General features: G+C 39.9%; 17 protein-coding genes. 9 read left to right on the top strand and 8 right to left on the bottom strand.

From position 1 onward, the window contains the following. Positions 1 to 17: 17 nt before the first annotated feature. Positions 18 to 650, bottom strand: a complete 633-nt coding sequence (maiA, locus tag ACF8D3_RS06020) for a maleylacetoacetate isomerase (protein WP_392470696.1) — start codon at positions 648 to 650, stop codon at positions 18 to 20. Beyond that, entirely contained in the window at positions 637 to 1,944 is a 1,308-nt protein-coding gene (gene fahA / locus ACF8D3_RS06015) for a fumarylacetoacetase (RefSeq protein ID WP_392470695.1), read from the bottom strand. Before fahA ends, maiA begins: the two co-directional genes overlap by 14 nt. Positions 1,945 to 2,299: 355 nt before the next feature. On the opposite strand from fahA, the gene ACF8D3_RS06010 reads away from it, so the two are divergent. From ACF8D3_RS06010 to ACF8D3_RS06000, 3 genes are all read left to right on the top strand, one after another. Then, a complete protein-coding gene (locus ACF8D3_RS06010; RefSeq protein WP_392470694.1) occupies positions 2,300 to 3,688 on the top strand; it encodes an amino acid permease in 1,389 nt (462 codons plus the stop codon). Between the two features lie 121 nt (positions 3,689 to 3,809). Further along, positions 3,810 to 5,015 carry an aromatic amino acid transaminase gene (locus ACF8D3_RS06005; protein WP_392470693.1) on the top strand — a complete coding sequence of 402 codons (1,206 nt, stop codon included), beginning with the start codon at positions 3,810 to 3,812 and terminating at the stop codon, positions 5,013 to 5,015. 168 nt (positions 5,016 to 5,183) lie between these two features. Then, positions 5,184 to 6,353, top strand: coding sequence for an MFS transporter (locus tag ACF8D3_RS06000; protein WP_392470692.1), 1,170 nt, complete (start codon positions 5,184 to 5,186; stop codon positions 6,351 to 6,353). 4 nt (positions 6,354 to 6,357) lie between these two features. On the opposite strand, the gene ACF8D3_RS05995 is transcribed toward ACF8D3_RS06000, so the two are convergent. After that, positions 6,358 to 7,848: an amidase gene (locus ACF8D3_RS05995; RefSeq protein WP_392470690.1), complete on the bottom strand. Its 1,491-nt coding sequence runs from the start codon at positions 7,846 to 7,848 to the stop codon at positions 6,358 to 6,360. A 203-nt stretch (positions 7,849 to 8,051) separates the two neighbouring features. Here ACF8D3_RS05995 and ACF8D3_RS05990 point away from each other — a divergent pair, with 203 nt between their 5' ends. Then, entirely contained in the window at positions 8,052 to 8,522 is a 471-nt protein-coding gene (locus tag ACF8D3_RS05990; protein WP_004879275.1) for a hypothetical protein, read from the top strand. 48 nt (positions 8,523 to 8,570) lie between these two features. Here the strand turns inward: ACF8D3_RS05990 and accC are convergent, their stop codons facing one another. The 5 genes from accC to ACF8D3_RS05965 form a co-directional block, all read right to left on the bottom strand. Then, positions 8,571 to 9,935 (bottom strand): acetyl-CoA carboxylase biotin carboxylase subunit, encoded by a 1,365-nt coding sequence (accC, locus tag ACF8D3_RS05985; RefSeq protein WP_004879277.1) that lies wholly within the window; start codon positions 9,933 to 9,935, stop codon positions 8,571 to 8,573. Between the two features lie 17 nt (positions 9,936 to 9,952). Beyond that, entirely contained in the window at positions 9,953 to 10,372 is a 420-nt protein-coding gene (gene accB / locus ACF8D3_RS05980; protein WP_004879279.1) for an acetyl-CoA carboxylase biotin carboxyl carrier protein, read from the bottom strand. 27 nt (positions 10,373 to 10,399) lie between these two features. Further along, positions 10,400 to 10,849: a type II 3-dehydroquinate dehydratase gene (gene aroQ, locus ACF8D3_RS05975; protein WP_392470689.1), complete on the bottom strand. Its 450-nt coding sequence runs from the start codon at positions 10,847 to 10,849 to the stop codon at positions 10,400 to 10,402. A 739-nt stretch (positions 10,850 to 11,588) separates the two neighbouring features. Further along, positions 11,589 to 12,626 carry an ABC transporter substrate-binding protein gene (locus ACF8D3_RS05970; protein ID WP_392470687.1) on the bottom strand — a complete coding sequence of 346 codons (1,038 nt, stop codon included), beginning with the start codon at positions 12,624 to 12,626 and terminating at the stop codon, positions 11,589 to 11,591. Next, positions 12,627 to 13,217, bottom strand: a complete 591-nt coding sequence (locus tag ACF8D3_RS05965; protein WP_004879286.1) for an ANTAR domain-containing response regulator — start codon at positions 13,215 to 13,217, stop codon at positions 12,627 to 12,629. A 519-nt stretch (positions 13,218 to 13,736) separates the two neighbouring features. Here ACF8D3_RS05965 and ACF8D3_RS05960 point away from each other — a divergent pair. From ACF8D3_RS05960 to ACF8D3_RS05940, 5 genes are all read left to right on the top strand, one after another. Continuing rightward, complete coding sequence (locus ACF8D3_RS05960; RefSeq protein WP_392470686.1) at positions 13,737 to 15,089, top strand: MFS transporter; 1,353 nt, start codon at positions 13,737 to 13,739, stop codon at positions 15,087 to 15,089. A 27-nt stretch (positions 15,090 to 15,116) separates the two neighbouring features. After that, positions 15,117 to 17,663, top strand: a complete 2,547-nt coding sequence (nirB, locus tag ACF8D3_RS05955) for a nitrite reductase large subunit NirB (protein ID WP_392470684.1) — start codon at positions 15,117 to 15,119, stop codon at positions 17,661 to 17,663. 11 nt (positions 17,664 to 17,674) lie between these two features. Further along, positions 17,675 to 19,294, top strand: a complete 1,620-nt coding sequence (nirD, locus tag ACF8D3_RS05950) for a nitrite reductase small subunit NirD (protein WP_392470683.1) — start codon at positions 17,675 to 17,677, stop codon at positions 19,292 to 19,294. Positions 19,295 to 19,379: 85 nt separating this feature from the next. Continuing rightward, positions 19,380 to 22,160: a molybdopterin-dependent oxidoreductase gene (locus ACF8D3_RS05945; RefSeq protein ID WP_392470682.1), complete on the top strand. Its 2,781-nt coding sequence runs from the start codon at positions 19,380 to 19,382 to the stop codon at positions 22,158 to 22,160. Beyond that, on the top strand, positions 22,157 to 22,783 hold the full coding sequence (locus ACF8D3_RS05940) for a molybdenum cofactor guanylyltransferase (RefSeq protein WP_392470681.1): 627 nt from the start codon (positions 22,157 to 22,159) through the stop codon (positions 22,781 to 22,783). Before ACF8D3_RS05945 ends, ACF8D3_RS05940 begins: the two co-directional genes overlap by 4 nt. Positions 22,784 to 22,787 lie beyond the last annotated feature (4 nt).

Below are 22,787 nucleotides of genomic sequence, written 5' to 3'. Positions count from 1 at the left end.
ATAAAACTCCTTTTTCTTTATTCCCAATCTGGTTGTTGTTCTGGTGCGGCATGTAAAAATGCTGGGATGGTAAGACAGTGTTGATAAATTGATTCAATCTTGGGAAATGGGCTCAAATCTACTTTGAAGCGTTTTGCGTTGTAGACTTGGGGAATCAAGCAACAGTCAGCAATTGTGGCTGAATTTCCGAAACAGAATTGACCATTTGAACGCTGCAATTGCACTTCAAGACTTTTAAAGCCTTCTAAAATCCAATGTTGATACCATTGGCTTTTTTGTTCGTTGGTTAAGCTCAGTTCATCTTGTAAGTATTTCAGCACTCTTAAATTGTTGAGTGGATGAATATCGCAAGCGATTGCTTGAGCAAAGGCACGAATTTTGGCACGCTCAATCAAATTTTTAGGCAATAAGGCTGTTGCTGGATAGCGTTCTTCCAAATATTCCAAAATGCTTAGAGATTGCAGCAAACTTTGCTCTTCATCAATCAGGGTTGGAACTAGTTGGCTAGGATTCAATACGCTATATTCGGCTTGCTGCTGTTCATTTTTAACCAAATGAACTGCTTGAGTCGCAGAATCGAGACCTTTGAGATTCAAAGCGATCCGTACTCGATAAGCTGCGGAGCTACGAAAGTAACTATACAGTTTCATAGCTTGCTTCCTCTTTTTCAGTAAAGCGAAAGCTTTTTGCAGCTAAGACCTTATTTGAAACTTCGCCGAAGCCAACACGAATACCATTTTTTTCACAATAACCTTTCATGATGACGCGGTCGCCGTCTTCCAAAAAGCCACGCTTTTCACCATTTGAAAGGGTTAATGGTTTGGTCGTATTCCACGTTAATTCAAGCAAGCTGCCATACGAGTTTTCAGTTGGACCTGAAATCGTACCCGATCCCATAAGATCACCAACTTGAACATTACAACCTGCAATGGTGTGGTGAGTGAGTTGTTGAGCCATCGACCAATACATATATTTGAAGTTGGTTTCGCAGATCACATCAGTTTGTTGCGATTTAGGGCTTTGTACTTCTACGCTGAGATGAATGTCATAGCTATTCACAACGTTTTCTTCTAAGTAGCACAGTGGTTTTGGTTCTTGAGTTGGGCCTTTTACTTTAAATGGTTCAAGAGCTTCCATCGTAACAACCCAAGGCGAAATAGCGCTCGCAAAAGTTTTTGCATTGAAAGGGCCAAGAGGCACATATTCCCATTGTTGAATATCACGTGCTGACCAGTCATTGAGTAAAACCATACCGAAGATATGATCCCATGCATCTTCAATGGCAATTGGCTGACCCAGTTCAGTTGCTTTACCGACTACAAAAGCTGTTTCTAATTCAAAATCCAGCTTGCGTGTTGCAGAGAAAATTGGACGATCTTCATTTGGTAGTTTGATTTGTCCAGATGGGCGGATAATATCTTTACCGCTGACGATCACTGAGCTTGCACGACCATTATATCCGACAGGAAGTTCACTCCAGTTTGGTAAAAGCGCATTCTTTGGATCTCTAAACATCGTACCTACATTCGTCGCATGTTCTTTAGACGAATAGAAATCGGTATAGCCAGGCACTTGTAGAGGTAAGTGTAAAGTTACCGTATTTTGCTTAAAAAAAGCTTGTTGGCGTAATTCCGTATTATCACGAAGCGTTGGATTGTCCGCTGAAAGTAGACTTTGTAATGTTTGACGTACTTTTTGCCAGTTTGCTTTACCTGAATCGATAAATTTATTGAGTGTTGGCTGATTGAAATAGCGAATATTTTCATTGAGTTGTAGTAAACCATGCGTTTCTAAAGCAGCAAGGTCAAGGACTAAATCACCAATTGCAACACCAACACGTTTGTTACCGTCAGGTGTTTCACTAAAAATACCATATGGCAAATTATGCATTGTGAAATCTGATAGAGCTTGAATCTCAACAAAAGAGCTTAAATTCTGTGCCATGATTTACTTTCCTTGTCTTTAATTCTATCTGGACGAAGCCATAAATTTTACTTTTTCCTCATCATCTTATTGAAAAATATGTAGATACTCTCAGTTGAGTAGTAATAATTTCCTGTGATCAAGAAGAAGGATTAACCGTTATGAGTTCTATCATACTTAAATTTGGTAATTACGCAATACATAATTTAATTACATATTTCATAATTATTGTTATTTGTTGAATTTTCTGCTTATATGCGCGGTTATGAGAAAAGTAAATTAATTATTTTTCGATCAACTATAGGCATTTTTGATTAATTTATGATATACGTAATTTAATACAAAAAAATTACGTGACAAGGATGAGAATAATCATATGTCAAAACCAGAGCAAGGAAATCTGAAACACGGTTTGAGCAATCGACACATCCAGCTTATCGCGCTAGGTGGTGCAATTGGTACAGGACTGTTTCTTGGTATTTCACAATCAATCAAGCTTGCAGGACCTTCAGTTATTTTAGGTTATGCAATCGCAGGCTTTATTGCATTTCTAATGATGCGTCAGTTAGGAGAAATGGTTGTACAGGAACCAGTAAGTGGTTCTTTTAGTCATTTCGCATACAAATACTGGGGTTCATTTGCAGGCTTTATGTCAGGCTGGAACTACTGGGTACTCAATGTTTTAGTGTGTATGGCAGAATTAAGCGCAATTGGGCTTTATATACAATATTGGTGGCCAGAAATCCCGACATGGGCTTCCGCTTTAGCCTTCTTTATTTTGATTAACGGTATCAACTTATTACACGTCAAATTCTTTGGCGAAATGGAATTTTGGTTCTCTATTGTTAAAATTCTTGCAATTTTGGCGATGATTGCCTTCGGTTCATATTTACTTGCGACAGGAACAGCAGGACCTCAAGCAGGCATCAGCAATCTTTGGGCACTCGGTGGATTCTTTCCATTTGGTGTAGAAGGTTTAGTCATGGCAATGGCTGTGATCATTTTTGCTTTTGGTGGTATCGAACTATTTGGTATTACGGCTGCCGAAGCACGTGATCCTGACAAAACCTTACCTAAAGCTGTAAATCAAATTATTTATCGTATTTTGATTTTCTATATTGCGACTTTGTTTGTTTTATTTGCACTTTTCCCATGGAATCAAATGGCAGAGGGCGGTAGTCCATTCGTGATGGTCTTTGCTTCATTAGACAGCCAAGGTGTTGCGACGCTTTTGAACTTTGTAATATTAACTGCTGCTGTGTCGGTTTATAATGGTACAAGCTATTGCAGTAGCCGCATGTTGTTAGGTTTGGCTCAACAGGGAAATGCACCAAAATTCTTAAACAAAATTAATAAACGTGGTATTCCAACTAACGCCGTATATGTATCGGCATTTGTAACGGTGCTCTGCGTATTGTTGAATTATGCGTTCCCTGATAAAGCATTTGGCTTGCTAATGATGTTGGTGGTTGCAGCGATTGTAATTAACTGGATCGTTATTTCGTGGACACACTTGAAGTTCCGTAAGGCGATGTTAGCAGAAGGGCAAACGACTAAGTTCCCGAGTATTGCTTATCCATTTAGTAACTACCTTTGCATCGTATTCATGTTGGGTATTCTTGTGGTGATGTCATTAACTGCGGATATGCGTATTGCGGTGATGATGATTCCAGCTTGGATTCTGTGCTTGATGTTTGCTTATTACATGAAGCAACGTAAGTTGAAAAATACACAACCAAGCGTTGCATATAATGCTGATGTATAAGCTTTAGATTTTCACTCTAAATTTTGGATAGGACTGAGTTTATCCTCAGTCCTATTTTATTTTTATCTTTTGTTATAAAAGAACGGTGGAAGTGATGACCGTTCAAGAAAGGACTTTTTTAATGTTTCAACATATCCCACCTTATGCAGGTGATCCAATCCTCTCTTTAATGGAACAGTTTAATGCTGATTCTCGCGCTGAAAAGGTTAACCTGAGTATTGGTTTGTACTATAACGAAGACAGTATCGTTCCTCAGCTTGATACCATTATCGAAGCTCAAAAACGTATTGCGCCTAAAAATGATAAAACCAAACTTTATCTCCCAATGGAAGGCTTCAAACCTTACCGTGATGCGATTCAAGCATTATTGTTTGGTGCAAACAGCCCAGCAATTCAACAAGGTCGTGTTGCTACCATTCAAACTTTGGGTGGTTCAGGTGCATTAAAAGTCGGTGCAGATTTCTTAAAAACTTATTTTCCAAATTCAGAAGTTTGGGTGAGTCAGCCAACTTGGGATAACCATGTTGCGATCTTCAACGGCGCTGGAATCAAGAGCAACTTCTATCCATATTTTGATGCTAAAACACGTGGTGTTGATTTTGATGGCATGTTGTCGACATTAAATACGCTACCTGAACAAAGCATCGTGTTATTACACCCTTGCTGCCACAACCCAACAGGTGCGGATTTAAATCCAGCACAATGGGATCAAGTGATTGCAGTATTAAAAGAGCGTAATCTGATTCCATTCCTCGACATCGCTTATCAAGGCTTTGGCGATGGTATGGAGCAAGATGCTTATGCAATCCGTGCTCTAGACCAAGCGGGCTTGAACTTTATTGTCAGCAACTCGTTCTCTAAAATCTTCTCACTTTATGGTGAGCGCGTTGGCGGTTTAACTTTCGTTTGTGACGATGCTGAAGCCGCACAATGTACATTCGGCCAGTTAAAAGCAACAGTACGTCGTATCTACTCTAGCCCACCAACAACAGGTGCATGGTTGGTTGATCAAGTACTCAATGATGCTGATTTAAACCAACAATGGCAGGGTGAAGTGAAAGAGATGCGTGAGCGTATTATTAAAATGCGTAGCATCCTCAAAGATGAACTAACCAAAGCCTTACCTGATCGTGACTTTAGCTATCTTGTGAATCAAAAAGGGATGTTCAGCTATACAGGTTTAACGGCTGAACAAGTGGACACGCTTCGTGAAGAATATGCGATCTACTTAGTCCGTAGTGGGCGTATTTGTGTGGCTGGTTTAAACATGAACAATGTTTATAAAGTTGCCAAAGCAATGGCTGAAGTATTGGCGAAGTCAGCTTGATACTATCAAGAAAATAGAGCCGAGAGGCTCTATTTTTTTATAAAAATAAAGAAAATTATTGATCCTTCTCTATCTAGAGTTAAGAACTCAATGTTTAAATACGATAGAATTATAAAAATATCTCATCTCTTTTCAGCTTGGCATTAAGCCACCAAAGGGTTTCTTAAATTGTTGCAATCATTGAATATTAAAACCCGACTTGGTGGTTTTTACTTTTTCTACTATTCAATTGTTGGCACGTTCATGCCTTATTGGAATCTTTATCTACAAGATCAAGGTTTTAATTATCAAGAAATCGGTATTTTATCTTCGATTGCAATCATTACTCGTTTTTTTGCGCCATTTATTTGGGGTTGGGTTGCAGATAAATCAGGTAAAAGGATGCTTTTGGTTCGAGTTGCAACTTGGATGGAAGCTTGCATTTGGTTTGCGATTTTTATTATTCCAAATAGTTTTCAATCCGTGGCTTTGCTGATGCTGATTTTTAGCTTTTTTCAAAATGCAATTTTGGCACAATTTGAAGGGGTCACTTTATTTTGGTTAGGCGAAAAGAGAGCTGAGCTGTATGGAAAGATACGTAAATGGGGATCTGTGGGTTTTATCGTAGGTGTGTTTGCGATAGGAGCATTGTTAGAAGTTATTCCGATTTCTATGTTACCGATTTTACTGTTATCCGTTTCATTTTTAGCCTTTTTATGGTCTTTTAGCATTAAAGAGCCAGAACATGCACCAAGCTCACAAAGAAAATTAGAACCGTTATTGCCGATTTTAAAAAAGCCGATGATTGCGGCATTTTTCACAATTGAATTTATTTTGCTTTTTTCACAAGCACCATTTTACAGTTTTTATAGTAATTTTCTGAAAGAAATTGGGTTTAGTACTACACAGATCGGCTCATTATGGGCGACAGGCGTTATTGCTGAAATTGTCATGTTTGCGATCGCTCAAAAAGTCTTTTTTACTCGATTCTCATGGCGATCACTGGTCATCATTTGTTTGCTATTTACGAGCTTGCGTTGGTTTTTAGTGGGAATGCTTGGAGCTAATTTTATAGGACAACTTCTTGCACAATGTTTACATGCATTTAGTTTTGGCTTATTCCATTTGATTGCAATGAAAGTTATTTTCCAAAACTTTTCAGCAGAACAGCAGGGACGTGGTCAAGCACTTTATAGCACGATGTGGGGATTAGGCGTTGCATCTGGTAGTTTGTTGGCAGGACATTATTGGCAGGTTCTTTCGGGTTCGACAATTTTTCTCTGTGCAAGTGTTGTTGTGCTGTTGGGCTTAATTTTGGTGATTTGGCTGCCGAATCAAGTTGAAACAACAGCCAAATGATCATTTAGATTTTTATCTTTCGATATTCTGGCATCCAGGGTTGTGCCTGTTCAAGCTGAGCAGCAAGTTGCAGTAAAAGATCTTCGCGACCAAAAGGTGCAATGAATTGACTTCCTAAAGGTAAGCCATTTTTATTCCAATAGAGTGGGACAGACATAGCAGGTAAACCCGTTACATTGGCGAGTTGAGTAAACGGAACCCAACTTAAATTATCTCTCACCATTTGCTCAACAAGCTTTCCTTGAGCTAAATAATGTGCTTTTCCGACTTTTAATAGACCTTTTAAAATTGGCTTTTGCCAAGCAGGGGTTGCGACTTCTCCATTTTTCGGGGCAACCGAAGCGGTGGTTGGTGTTAAATATAAATCATATTGCTCAAAGAAAAGATTCATTTGAGTACTGTAGTGTCCCCAATTATTCAAAGTATGAATATATTCTGTTGCGGTGGTTTTAGCTCCAAAAGCAGCCAAGGCAACAGAATCAAGTTCAAAATCATGATCCGTTGCACCTGACATTTGCTTAATTTGTGCTTGCATATAAGAGAATTGACTAAACCAAGTTGTGACGAAATCTTTTGCTAATGCCATTCCATCAATTTGTGGGCGATCTTCAACCACAATATGTCCTAATGATTCCAAAAGCTTTGCTGTTTGATGAACGGCTTGAATCGCATCCTTAGATACTTTAGTGCCGATTGGTGATGCAGTATTAAATGCAACTCTTAATTTTTTAGGTGTTTGTTGAATAACATCTAAATATTTCTGGGTTGGTGCTTCAATTTTAAATAGCGAAGTTTGTTCTGGACCTTGTACTGCATCTAACATAGCAGCACTGTCTCGAACGGTTTTACACAAGACATGCTGCATTGCAGCACCATGCATCGCTTCACTATATTGTGGCCCCCAAGGTGTACGTCCTCGGCTCGGTTTCAAACCGAATAAGCCACAATAAGAAGCTGGAATACGAATTGAACCGCCACCATCACCAGCGCCTGCAATTGGAACTAAACCACCAGCAACAGCCGATGCTGAACCGCCAGAAGAGCCACCACTATTATGTTTTAAATTCCAAGGGTTATGACAAGTACCCCAAGCATCAGGTTCAGTAATGCCTTTGATCCCAAACTCAGGCGTATTGGTACGGCCGAATGTAATAATACCTGTTTCTTCCCAACGATTGACAATTTCAGCATTAAAATCAGGCGTATAGTTTATATTTTTGAGTGCTTGGCTTCCGTACGAGGTTGGAATACCTTGATATTCTTGAAATAAGTCTTTGACCAAAAAGGGAACACCAGCAAACATACCTGATTTAGGTTGATGAGCACGATGTTTTGCTTGCTCGCACATTGGAATAATGACTGCATTAAGCTTTGGGTTAACCAGAGCTGTACGTTCTAATGCGATTTCCAATAATTCAGAAGGATGAACTTGCTTTTGTTTGATCAACTGAGCTAAACCTAAACCGTCGTATTGGATGTATTCAGAAAATTTCATAGCCTTTATCCCTTCAGCTAAATTTTTATAAAGTACAAAGAAATAATTTTAATCATCAAGAATACCTTAAAAAAATTAGATCACAATCAAATAAATCGTCCGACAAAAATATTGTGTTTATATGGTTATGATTAAGTGTTTTTCTTAAAAAATATGCTAAGTTAAGGCCATGGAACGTTTTAGAAGACGACTTAATTAAATCTATGAAAAATATTTATATTATTGGATTATTATGTGCCTGCTCGACATGGACGATGGCAGAGACAGTGACAAATACAGCAACAGCGCAACAAGCAGCTAAGGCAAATGCAATTCGCGTCATTACTCGACCTGAAATTATGGGGCTGTGGGGAATGGAAATCGCAAATAATAAAAAATGTGTAGAGTACTATAACTTTCGTGGTATGAGCGATGTCGTTATCAAGAGTGGTAAAGAATGGACTTATGGTCTTTATGATTATCAACCTTCTGACGATCATAAAGAGCGATTACCAGCTCTGATTTTACAGATCAAATATGACAACAATGAAGTTGATTGTTCAGGTCAACAGCAAGATCAAACTGGTGAAGTTTCACAATATTTCGTGAAATGGGAAAATGAGCATACGATTGATTTCTGCGCTAATGAAAAAGGCGACAAGTGCTTTGCAACGCTACGCCGAGTTTTACCATAAGATTTTATCGATATAAAAAAGCCTCTTAAAATTAAGAGGCTTTTTTATTTATGCTTTCTCAGCTTGTGGTTCGAGCTGTTTGAGCAAATGTTTTTCTAGGTAGTGAATATCCATTGCTTGTTCACAAAAGTTTTTATCTTTTAAGATTAAGTCTTTGTGTAATGGAATATTAGTTTTAATACCTGTCAAAATCATTTCATCTAAAGCTTGACGCATACGAGATAAAGATGTTTCGCGATCTTTACCATATGAAATCAATTTAGCAATCATCGAATCGTAGTATGGTGGAATGCTATAACCCTGATAAATATGAGAGTCTAAACGTATGCCAGCACCGCCCGGAGCATAGAAGCTCTCGATTTTACCGGGTGAAGGTAAGAACGTCGTTGGGTCTTCTGCATTGATACGGCATTCAATCGCATGACCTTTAACTTCGATTTGATCTTGTTCAAGTTCTAAGCCTAAACCAGCAGCAATACGAAGTTGCTGTTCAATAATATCAACACCTGTCACCATTTCAGTGACTGGATGCTCAACCTGAACACGTGTGTTCATTTCAATGAAGAAGAATTCACCTTCTTCAAATAAAAATTCAAAGGTACCTGCACCACGATATTGCATCAATTTACAAGCATTTACACATGCTTCTAAAATGTCTGCACGCGCTTGTTCTGGTAGGTTTGGTGCAGGCGCTTCTTCTAACACCTTTTGATGACGACGTTGTAAGGAACAGTCTCGATCATATAAATGAATCGCATGACCATTACCATCACCTAATACCTGTACTTCGACATGGCGAGGCTTCTGTAAGAAGCGTTCCATATACACGGTATCATCACCGAACCACATTTCAGCATCGCGTTGAGCAGCTTGAACTGACTCGAGAAGTGTGTCGACACGTTCAACAATACGCATACCACGACCGCCACCACCAGCGGCAGCTTTAACGATTAATGGGAAGCCAATTTCTTTGGCTTCAGCAAGTGCATTATTGATCGTTACGGCATGGTCACATCCAGGTACTGTCGGTACGCCTGCCTTTTTCATAGCAATAATCGCTGATACTTTATTGCCCATAAGACGAATATGTTCAGGACGTGGACCAATGAAAATGAAACCTGAATTTTCTACAATTTCAGCAAATTCAGCATTTTCAGATAAGAAGCCATAACCCGGGTGGATGGCATCAGCACCTGTAATTTCTGCAGCAGTAATAATTGCAGGAATATTTAAATAGCTTTCGCTACTTGCACCCGGCCCGATACATACTGCTTCATCAACAAAGCGTAAATGCATCAAGTCTTTATCGGCATCAGAATAAATACCAACAGTTTTAATGCCAAGAGTTTTGCAAGCCCGCGTAATGCGTAAAGCGATTTCACCACGGTTTGCAATTAATACTTTTTGCAACATAGAAATCCCCAAACTGATTAAGCACGGTAGCGGAAAAGTGGCTGACCAAATTGAATGACTTCGCCATTTTTCACTAGAATCTCTTCAATTACGCCACTTTGAGTTGCTTCAATTGGGTTCATGATCTTCATTGCTTCGATGATACCAAGCGTTTCACCCGCTGAAACAGTTTGACCTACATTTACAAACGGTGCTTCACCAGGGCTTGGAGCTGCGTAGAACACACCAACCATTGGTGAGGTTTCTACTGCGCCACGTGGTGTTTTTGCAGCAGGTGCAGCAGGCGCTGTAGCTGTAGGAGCAGCAGCGACTGGAGCAGCATAAACTGGTGTTGGACGAGTTAATGAGATGGATTGATCACCTTCCTTAACTTCAATCGCCTGTAAGTCAGATTCAATCATCAAGTCGATGAGTTTCTTGATTTTACGGATATCCATGAGTGAGCATTCCTGCAAATGTATAAATTAGTTAGAAGATTGAATTTTTTCGATAGCGTAATCGAGTGCGAAGGAGTAACCCTTAGCACCTAAGCCACAAATCACGCCGATGGCTTTATCTGATAAATATGAGTGATGACGAAATGCCTCACGTGCGTGAACATTCGACAAATGAACTTCAATAAATGGAATCGCAACGCCGAGAAGGGCATCACGTACAGCAACTGAGGTATGTGTTAGCGCAGCAGGGTTGATAATAATAAATTTTACCCCATCGTTTTGCGCTTGATGAATGCGATCTACAATCGCACCTTCCCAATTGCTTTGAAAATTATCTATGGTTAAGGATGCATTTTGAGCTTGAGCAGTGAGTTGTTGGTTAATATCATCTAAAGTGAGATAACCATATACCTCTGGTTCGCGCTTTCCTAGCAAGTTCAAATTCGGTCCGTGAATCACCAAAATGGTTGAGCTCATTCAGCCTGCTCCAATTCTAAATCTGCAAAAGTTTTTTGCAAGATGTCTGCAAAGTTTGCTTATTATGGCACAAAATTCTGCATTTTTTTTATAATTTGTTTTAATCAGTGAAGAAATTTGCATACCAAGCATGGTGCATATAATGAAAACTTTGCAAGGAATTGGCAATGTTAAAAAATGACAAATTTTTAGATATTTTGCTTTTTGAATATTTTAAACTGAAATCCCTTATTTCGTAGAGGTGATTTGTGTAACTCGGAAGTCAAAAAAAATGAATCGCTATTTTTAGTGATGATTAGGCCTACTCACTGGCGGACTAAATTATTCATTTTGTAAAAACAATGGAATAGGTAATTAGTCGAATGATTTAAGCATAAATAACTGTTTTTTATGTTTTTAGTTGATGCTTCTAGTTGGCGAGTGAGCATTAGTTTTGCACGAGTCATTCTGTTATTTGCGCTCGAATACATGAAATATCCTTATAGTCTTTATGGTTTATACAAGTCTTTATTGTTAATCATTTTCGATTCAGGCTGTTGTTTGCTCTTTATTCAATTTGCTGTGCTTAGCGATTGGCAAAAAAGCATGAATTGTGTCATTTCGGGTGGCGATTAATGACATAAAATTGTCTGAAAAAGTTAAGTTTAATCATTTAAAATCATTATTACTCAGGACTTGTTGATGATGAATGCACGTCATTCTTGATTTTTGAGCTGTCTTTTACAAAGACAGCTTTTTTTTATTTTGTCATTGAAAGTGCAGCAGTGTAAGTATCTAGCAAAAGACAACTAGATGCTTGAATTTCATAGGATGCTGCTCGGTCATTTGAACTGTTCCACTTTTGCATTTGTTGAAAAAGCCATTCGAAATCACTTGTTCTAGGTTCAGCCGTATTTTGCACAAAATTCCGAATGATATTTTGGATGGTATAAAACTTTTCAACATGGACATCGGCTGAGCAATTGAATTGTATGACATCGAACTCAGTCAAAAGATCCCAAACAGGACTGAAATCCTCTAAGACTTGAAGTTCTCGTTGAGCTTTCAAAATGGCGCTGCTTAATGCAATGAGTGTATTTGGATGCTGAGCAGCCCATTCTTGAGTCACAGCAAGTACTTTATCAGCGACATTTGGCGCAACTTGTTGACTCGAACAAACGATATGGCTGAAACCTTGTAACTCAGCTTGAGTATTCCAAGGTTCTCCTACACAAAAGCCATCAATTAAATGATTACTCAGTGCTTCAACCATATACGGAGGTGGTAAGGTTTTCACTTTGATCATATGGGCAAGTTCTGCATCAGCAAGTGCTAACCATTCTCTCAAACAATAATGATGGATCGAATGTTTGAATACATGCGCTAAAGACACTGGATTTTGCTGTTTGATATAACCAACCAATTTGTTTGCAGTAACTTGTGCAGAGTCTTGCTTTTGTATGTCGAGTTCAAAACATAGTTTTTGACTTAAGCTAATAAATGCACGGTTTTCACTTAAAACCAAAGGTGTCTGTAAAGGGATGCCAATTTGATCTGCACCGATTGCAGCAGCAGGTAACATTGCGGATAAACAATGTGCAGCATCTAATAAGCCAAAGGCAAGACGGTCACGGAGACTTGCCCATGATGCTTCTTTGACTAATGTGACCTCTAGCCCAACTTCCTGGAAAAAGCCTCGATGTTTTGCCCACAATAACGCGGCACAATCAAGCAAAGGAATATAACCAAGTTGCAATTCGGTTTTTTCTAAGTTTCCTAATTCAACTGAATGGCTCATCTATTCATCCTTTATTTGATTATTTAACAATTCTTGGGCATCAAGCAGACGACGTGCCATTTCACCAATCGTCATACGATGACTCATTGCATTTTTGCGTAGTAACTGGAATGCAGTGTCTTCAGTCAATCCATGCAATTGCATGAGTAGAACTTTGGCTTTTTCTACATCTTTACGATCTGCAAGTTTAGTTTTTGCATCTCTGAGATCACATTCGAGTTTCTTGTGCTTTTTAAATTGTTCAATAGAAATATCTAAAATGGTATGCAAACGACTTGGGTCGATACCATCAACGATATAGGCTGTGATCCCCGCATCGACAGCTTGTTTGATGGTATCTTTATCTGTGTTTTTGGTGAAGAGGACAGTAGGTAAGTCAAAGTTACTCACACAGCTTTCAATGACATCACGATGTGGGTGATCCATATCAAGCAGAATTACGTCTGCTTGAAGATGTTCTAATTTAAAAATATTCAGGTGATCGAGTGTAAAGCAAGCAACTACATCAAAGTCATGTTGAATTAAACTGGTCTTAATGTATTCCGCTCGAGCCTGATCATCGTCAATGAGTGCGATTTTGAGTTTCGGCATAAGTATAAAGGTCAATCTATAGATATGAGCACATGAATGTGCCGTAAGCATTGTTTTTGAAGCAATATTAGTGCCATAAAGAAATTCTTAATCGGTGCAATTCCTTTATAGACTTGTTGTTTATGCGCTTTATTGTATCGCTGCTTTTGTAATGATGAAATGAAAATCGATGTTGGAATCCTTAAAAGATGGATTGTGTATCTTTATGGTGCAAAAAAAGAGTTTTTTTGAAGCATAGATGAGGATGCAATAAAACAGGTCATTATTCATAGTGCATGATGTTAAAGCATGTTTTAGCATTTGTAGAGACGATGATATTTTAAAAAAATATAATAAAAACAATTCTTTAATATTTTAATTAAAAATTAATTGTGAGTTGGCATAACACTTGCTTATTTAATCTCAGTCAAAGACGACTTTTTAAAATTGTAAGACGGCCAACGATGTCCGATCTGATCGGTTTGTTAACACAGCTTGATGTGTCGACAAAGCAGTATACGTTCAGTATGGGAGATGGCAATGTCTTTAGATTTATCGGCGAAAAAAGCCACATCAATTAAGCTCTTTAGCTTTTCCGCACCAGCGATGCGAGCGTTTCACCTCAGTTGGCTTGCATTCTTTGTTTGTTTCTTTGCTTGGTTTGCTTGCGCACCGTTGATGCCAGTCATTGCAGGTGAATTTCATTTAACCAAAGATCAAATCGCGAATATCAATATTGCAGCAGTTGCGATCACGATTCTTGTTCGTTTGATTGTTGGACCGCTGTGTGACAAATATGGCCCACGTAAAACGTATACCGCTTTATTACTGATTGGCAGTATTCCTGTCTTTGGTGTTGCAGCAGCGAATAGCTACGAGTCGTTCTTATTCTTCCGTTTACTCATCGGCGCAATTGGCGCGAGCTTCGTAATTACTCAATATCATACCAGTGTCATGTTTGCCCCAAATGTTGTGGGCACTGCAAATGCTGCGTCAGCAGGTTGGGGTAATGCGGGTGGTGGTGCGACACAAGCGATTATGCCGCTATTGCTTTCTGCTTTGGTGATGTTTGGTGTTGAGCAAGCGATGGGTTGGAGAATTGCACTGCTTGTACCGGGTGTGATGATGCTGATTGTCGGTGTACTTTACTGGAAATTTACTCAAGACTGCCCTCAAGGTGATTACAAAGAGCTTCGTGCCCAAGGTGTTGTGGTGGGTAGCGACAAAAAAGGTGGTCTTGCAATCTTGATGCATGCAGCACGTAACTATCGTGTATGGATTCTTTTCTTCTCTTATGCAGCATGCTTTGGCATAGAAATCTTTATTCATAACATTATTGCGATGTACTACGTAGATCATTTCAGTTTTGGTTTAAAAGAAGCAGGTCTAGCGGCGGGTATCTTTGGTTTACTTGCACTATTTGCTCGCGCGCTTGGCGGTATCCTTTCAGATAGAGTCGCACTTAAAAAAGGTTTGGATGGACGTACTAAAGTTCTATTCCTTCTCATTTTAGGCGAAGGCTTATTCCTCATGCTGTTCTCTCATATGAATAGCGTAGCACTTGCAATCTTGAGCATGACCGTATTTGCACTGTTTACCCATATGGCATGTGGTGCAACCTATGCATTGGTTCCTTTTATTGATCGTGAAGCACTTGGTGGTGTTGCAGGCATTATCGGGGCAGGTGGAAACGTGGGAGCAGTTGCAGCAGGTTTCTTATTGAAAGGAATGCTCGATATTCAAACTTGTTTAATGGTTTTAGGTGGCTTGGTGGTGGTAGCAGCGAGTTCTGTCATGCTGATCCGATTTTCGGTAGAGCATAAAGAAAAAGAACAACGCTTATTCGAACAAGCAGTGTTAGAACGCGGCACAGAACAAAACAGCGCAGCTTAACCCAGATTAGATTTTAGGAGAAACACAATGAAATTAGTGATGATTGGTCACGGTATGGTGGGGCATAAATTCATCGAAGCCATCTTAGAAAAAGCTGATGATGAATTAGAAATCACAATTCTCGCTGAAGAACCACGTATCGCATACGATCGTGTACATTTGACTGAATACTTCTCTGGTAAATCAGCAAAAGATTTGTCACTTGCTCGTTTCGATTTCGCGGATGCACATGGTATTGATTTAAGACTAAATACAAAAGCGATTGCCATTGATACAGCAGATCAAACGATCACGACTAGCATGGGTGATGTGATTAGTTACGATAAGTTGGTTTTAGCAACAGGCTCTTATGCTTTCGTTCCTCCAATTGATGGTAATGATCGCGAAAACTGTTTTGTATATCGTACCATTGAAGATTTAGACGCAATTCGCGAAGCGAGTTTGAATGCTAAAACAGGTGTGGTAATCGGTGGTGGTTTGCTCGGTCTAGAAGCAGCAAAAGCATTACGTGATTTAAACTTAGAAACACATGTGGTTGAGTTTGCACCGCGTTTGATGGCTGTTCAAATCGATGATCTAGGCGGTAAAGTTCTACGTCGTAAAATCGAAAACCTAGGTGTTAAAGTTCATACTCAAAAAGCAACTTCATCGATTGAGGCAGGTAGTGAAGCGACGCATGTGATGAAGTTTGCTGATGGCAGTGAACTTGAAACTGATGTGATTTTATTCTCAGCAGGTATTCGTCCACGTGATGAGTTGGCACGTTCTAGCGGCTTAGCAATTGGTGAGCGCGGTGGTATTAAAATCAATGATTATTGCCAAACTTCAAATGACAACGTGTATGCCATTGGTGAATGTGCGCTTTGGGATAATAAAATTTATGGTTTAGTTGCGCCGGGTTATGACATGGCCCGTATCGCAGCAAAACATATCCTTGCCGAAGAAACACATAGCTTCGCGGGTGCCGATATGAGCACCAAATTGAAGTTAATGGGCGTAGATGTAGCTTCGGTTGGTGATGCGCACGGTATGACACCAAACTCACTAAGCTATTTCTTTGCTGATGAAGATGCATTGATTTATAAGAAAATTGTTGTTGATGCTGATAAGACGAAACTGTTAGGTGCTGTACTGGTTGGTGATGCGAAAGAATATAACGACCTTTTGCAAATGATGTTGAATGGTTTGGCACTGCCTGAAACACCTGAAAGCTTGATCATGCCAGGCTTTGCTGATTCTGGTGCGAAAGCAGGCGGTAGTGGCGTTGATTTACTTCCAGACAGTGCAACGATTTGCTCATGTAATAACGTATCTAAAGCGGATATTTGCCAAGCGATTTGTGATGGTTCAACTTCACTCGGTGCTTTAAAGAAATGTACTAAAGCTGCAACAGCATGTGGTGGTTGTGCGCCGTTGGTGACACAAGTTTTAAAATCTGAGTTACAACGTCAAGGTGTAACCGTTAATAACCATGTGTGTGAGCATTTCCCATATTCACGTCAAGAGATTTATCACTTAGTACGTGTCAATGAAATCAAAACATTTGATGATTTGATTCAACAACATGGTCATGGTCTAGGTTGTGATATTTGTAAGCCAATGACTGCCAATATTTTAGCATCATGCTGGAATGACTTTGTGTTAGAGCCAAGCCACGCGGGTCTACAAGACAGTAACGACTACTACTTGGGGAACATTCAAAAAGATGGTTCTTATTCAGTTGTTCCGCGTATGGCGGGTGGTGAAGTCACACCAGATGGCTTGATTGCTGTTGGGCAAATTGCCAAAAAATATAACTTATACACCAAAATTACAGGTGGTCAACGTGTCGATTTATTCGGTGCGCAACTACACGAGTTACCATTTATTTGGGAAGAGTTAAATGCCGCTGGCTTTGAGTCTGGTCATGCTTACGGTAAATCATTACGTACGGTGAAATCATGTGTCGGTAGTACGTGGTGTCGTTATGGTGTGGATGATTCTGTCGGTTTAGCGATTGAATTAGAAAATCGTTATAAGGGCTTACGTTCACCTCATAAATTGAAAATGGCGGTGTCAGGCTGTACACGTGAGTGTGCTGAAGCACAAGGTAAAGATGTTGGTGTGATTGCAACTGAAAAAGGTTGGAATTTATATGTCTGCGGTAATGGTGGTATGAAACCGCGTCATGCAGAGCTTTTGGCTTCTGACTTGGATACTCAAACTTTGATTCGCTATATCGACCGTTTCTTTATGTTCTACATTCAAACCGCGGATCGTTTACAACGTACCAGTGTATGGCGTGACAATATGGAAGGTGGCTTAGATTATCTCAAAGCGGTGATTGTTGAAGATTCTTTAGGACTTGCTGAAGAACTTGAAAACCGTATGTCGCATGTGATCGGTACCTATCAAGATGAATGGCGTACTGCCGTTGAAAATCCTGAGATCCGTAAACGTTTCCAAACTTATATCAATGCAAGTGCGGAGCAACAAGCCGATCCATACATTCAATTTACAGAAGTGCGTGATCAAATTCGCCCACTAAATGAAGCTGAACGTTCAGTTGATCGTATCCCAATGGTTGAAGCATAAGGAGAATCAAAATGACCAATTTAAAAGACTTAAATATGCTTCCAAATGATCAATGGGTAGATGTATGCCATTTGAGCGACATTACACCGAATACAGGTGTAGGTGCTTTGATTGAAGGGCAATCCGTTGCTTTATTCCGTGTTGGAAATGAAAACCGTATTTACGCATTGAGTAATAAAGATCCATTCAGCCAAGCGAATGTTATGGCTCGCGGTATTATTGGTGATCTACAGGGTGAGCGCGTGATTGCGTCACCGATTTATAAACAGCATTTCAGTCTAGCAACTGGGCGTTGTTTGGAAGATAAAGATCAAAAACTTTTAGTGTTCCCGACTAAAATTGAAAATGGTCGTGTGTGGGTCAACCCGATACCACAAAAGACTTACATCACCAATAATGGAACATCACAAGATAAATTAAAATTGGTGTTGATTGGCAATGGTTTAGCAGGTATGCGCTGTCTTGAAGACTTGTTAGATATGGCACCTGATCGTTATGAAGTGACCGTGATTGGTGAAGAACCATGGGGTAATTACAACCGTATCATGTTGTCACCAGTGCTTTCAGGTGAAAAAACCATTGATGACATTATGTTGCATCCACATGCATGGTATAGCGACAAAGGGATTAAATTTATTGCCGATGATCCTGCGGTGAAAATAGACCGTACCCGTAAGATTGTACATACAAAGCAAGGTGAAAGTGTTGATTATGATCGCTTGATTATTGCAACAGGTTCATCACCATTTATTCCTCCAGTCCAAGGCGTGGATTTAAAAGGTGTGATTAGCTTCCGTGATATTTACGATGTTAATACCATGATCGAGTATAGCCAAAGCAAGAAAAATGCAGTGGTGATTGGTGGAGGTTTACTCGGTCTCGAAGCGGCGTATGGTTTGGTACAACGTGGTATGAACGTGATTGTATTGCATCTGATGGATCGCATTATGGAACGTCAGCTTGATAGCCGTGCGAGTGGCATGTTACGTCATAGCATTGAACAAAAAGGCATTAAAATCATGACTGAAGCGAATACTGAAGCTTTGATCGGTAAAGATGGTCATGTCAGCCAAGTGCGTTTGAAAGACGGTACGGTACTAGACGCAGATTTAGTGGTGTTTGCGGTAGGTATTCGTCCAAATATCGCATTAGCACAAAGTGCAGGCTTACGCTGTAACCGTGGTATTTTAGTTAATGACACCATGCAAACTTTTGACCCAAGTATCTACGCGGTAGGTGAATGTATTGAGCACCGTAATCAAACTTTTGGTTTGGTTGAACCGTTGTGGGGACAAGCATTTATCTGCGCAACACATCTTGCAGAGCATGGCAGCTTGACGTTCAAGTCTCCAACCGTACCGACACAGTTAAAAGTCAGTGGTGTGGATGTATTCTCGGCAGGAAATTTTGAGCCGAAAGAAGATTATGAAGACATCATTTTGAACGATGAAAAGCGTCAAATTTACAAACGAATTATCATTCAGAAAGATCATGTGATCGGTGCGGTGCTGTTTGGTGATACAGAAGATGGTATGTGGTATGCCGATCTGATTGCCGATCAAACACCGATTTCAGGTTTTAGAAATAAATTATTGTTTGGTAAAGATTTTGCAATGAAAAAAGCAGGTTAGTCATCTTTGGTTTAGGGGAGTCATCCCCTAAGCTGAAATCGAATACGAAACGCAGTCAGAGATGAAAATAGGTAGAGGGGCAGTCATGAACAGTATTCAAAATTTAGAACACAGTCGCTCCGATCATGTAGAAAAAATCATTACAAAAACGACTTGTCCCTATTGTGGCGTGGGATGTGGTGTCAATGTTGAGGTGCAACATAAAGCACATGGCACAACGGTTCAAGTGTCTGGTGATGCCGAACATCCATCTAATTTTGGTCGACTTTGCATTAAAGGCAGTCGTTTAGCCGATACTTTGGGTTTAGAAACACGTGTATTGAGTCCAATGTTTGGACGTAAAAATCATCGTGAAGCAACCACTTGGGATGCTGCGGTGGAAAAAATTGCGACACAATTTCAAGCATGTATTGATCATTATGGTCGTGATAGCGTTGCCTTTTATGTCTCTGGGCAGTTGCTCACAGAAGATTATTATGTGGTAAATAAGTTTGTTAAAGGCTATTTAGGCACTGCCAATATTGATACCAATTCACGCTTATGTATGTCTTCTGCAGTTGCAGCGCATAAGCGTGCTTTTGGCGAAGATATCGTTCCAGCCAGCTATGAAGATTTTGAATATGCCGATATGGTGGTCTTAGTTGGTTCTAATACAGCATGGTGTCACCCTGTGTTGTACCAACGCATCATGCAGGCTAAAAATAAAAATCCAGATTTATTTGTTGTGGTTGTCGACCCACGTTTTACCAGTACTTGTGAACAAGCTGATTTGCATTTGCCAATTTTACCTGGGCAAGACGTTGTTTTATTTAATGGTTTGTTGCAGCACTTGCATCAGAACGATCATGTTGATCATCATTTTGTTGAATCCTATACAGAAGGTTTAGAAGCACTATTAGACGCAAGCGCAACCGAACAAGATTTTGAAAGTATTGTAAAACGTACAGGGATTTCAGCTGAAAAATTACAACTGTTTTTTGAGAAATTTGCTGAAACAGAAAAAGTAGTCACGCTATTTTCGATGGGCGTGAATCAATCTTCTCAAGGAGTCAATAAAGCAAACAGCATTATTAATTGCCATATACTGACGGGGAAAATCGGTAAGTTGGGCGCAGCGCCATTCTCAATGACAGGTCAACCGAATGCCATGGGCGGGCGTGAAGTTGGTGGCTTAGCCAATATGCTTGCGGCACATATGGATTTGGAAAACCCATCGCATCAAAACCTTGTGCAGGAATTTTGGCAAAGTCCAACCATTGCCACACAAGCAGGATTGAAAGCGGTCGACTTATTCAAAGCAGTCGAAAGTGGCAAAATTAAAGCTATTTGGATTATGGCGACCAACCCTGTGGTCAGTTTACCTGATGCAGATCAAGTGAAACGTGCTTTAGAGCAATGCGAGTTTGTGGTTGTTTCTGATATCTGTGCCGAAACGGATACCGCAGCGTATGCGGATGTGTTGTTACCCGCGCTTGGTTGGGGAGAAAAAGATGGCACAGTGACCAATTCTGAGCGCCGTATTTCACGTCAACGTGCCTTTTTAGATTCACCGAAACAAGCCAAAGCAGATTGGTGGGCAGTTTCTGCGGTTGCGAAAAAACTGGGATTTACAGGCTTTGACTTTAATCATGCATGTGACATTTTTAATGAACATGCAGCTTTGTCGGCGTTTCAAAATGCAAGCCTTGATCAGCGTGATCAAGTTGAAAATTTTCGCTATTTTAATTTAAAAGGTCTAACTGAATTATCAGTTGAAGCCTACGACCAATTACAACCGATACAGTGGCCTGTATGGGAAAAAGGACAAAGTATTGCTGTTGAGCAACTTTTTGATCAAGGTCGTTTTAGTCATAAAAATAGCAAGGCGAAATTGATTCCAACGGTTGCGATTGATCCTGTTCATTCGATTTCGGAAGATTATCCGCTTATTCTCAATACAGGGCGGATTCGTGATCAGTGGCATACCATGACACGCACAGGATTATCAGCAAACTTAACCACGCATCGTGCAGAACCATTTTGTGAAATCCATCCAAATGATGCTTTAAAATTTGGTATCCGTGACAAAGCGCTCGTCGAAGTACGCTCAGAATGGGGCAGCTGTGTGTTACGAGTGACTTTAGCGCAAGGCGTGCGCCGTGGTCAAATTTTTGCACCGATTCATTGGACTGAGCAAGTCGCTTCTGATGCTAGAATTGGCAAAGTGGTCAATCCAGTGGTCGATGCCATTTCGGGTGAACCTGAATTCAAACACACACCTGTTGCGATTCAACCGTTCCATACGACTTGGCAAGGTGTACTCTATGTTCGTGATGGTTTTGAGCATCATATTAAAGCTTCACTGAATAGCTGTGCTTGGTGGGCTAAAGTAAAAATTGCTAAAGCTTTACGTTATGAAATTGCTGATCGTCATCACTTTGATGAAACGCAGAAAAACCTGAAAAGTTTTTTACCTTTTATTGATGAAACCTATGAATGGTTGAGTATTGAGGATATTTCTGCTCAGATGAGCCATAGTGTGATCCTGAAAGATGGTATTTTGATCGCAAGCCTCTATATTGCGCCATCCGATATGTTGCCTGATCGTGATTGGGTCGCAAGTTTATTTAAACGTGAACGTTTGAGTGCTTTACATCGCAAAGCTTTGCTTGCAGGCATGCCAATGTCTGCAACCAATAATGATGGTCCATTGGTGTGTAGTTGCTTTAAAGTTGGAAAAAACAAAATTATTGAAGCAATTAAAACGCAAAATATGACACATGAGAAACAAGTGACTGCATGTCTAAAAGCAGGTGGAAATTGTGGTTCATGTTTACCCGAAATTCGTGGTTTGATTAAAACCTGTCAAGTGGAGGCTGAGGCATGAATACCGATTTTCCCGCTACAGATCTGGTGATCTTGGCGGGAGGGCAAGCACGTCGTATGAATGGGATGAACAAACTATTGCAGCAGTTTGATGATCAGATTCAGCTCTCCAAAATTTGTCAAAGGTTCAAACCTGAAGTCCAACATATTTGGGTAAATAGTCATAGAGACAATTCGATTTATAAAAGCATAGAACCAGATATTCAGTGTTTTTCTGATGATCAGAATGGTTTCTTTGGCCCATTAATGGGAATGAAAAGTGCTTGGTCACATGTACAAGCGGATCACGCGCTGTTTATACCATGTGATGTCACTTATATTCCGAATCAAGTTTTGACTAAATTGCATCGGATGTTAGAGAAAAATCCGCAAGCAGCGGCAGTTTACGTTTCTATGAATGGTGATGCACTTTATCCATTTTGTCTCTTAAAAAGGGAAAGTCTTGCAGTTTTAGAACAACAAATTGCAGTGAATAAACTCAGTTTGCGTGATTGTTTCAAGCAGTTGCATGCGCAAACTGTGACATTCCAAAAACAAAGCTTGTTTTGCCACAGTATTAACTCTTTGGATGAGTTGCAACAATACCGTCAAATGAAAGCATTTAAACAGATATTCAGCCCTTAATTTA

Origin of the sequence: Acinetobacter sp. YQ_14 (assembly GCF_043102985.1) — a bacterium.
GTDB lineage: Bacteria > Pseudomonadota > Gammaproteobacteria > Pseudomonadales > Moraxellaceae > Acinetobacter > Acinetobacter venetianus.
The sequence above is the reverse complement of the archived record's forward strand: the minus strand, read 5'-3'. Positions and strand labels throughout refer to the sequence as shown.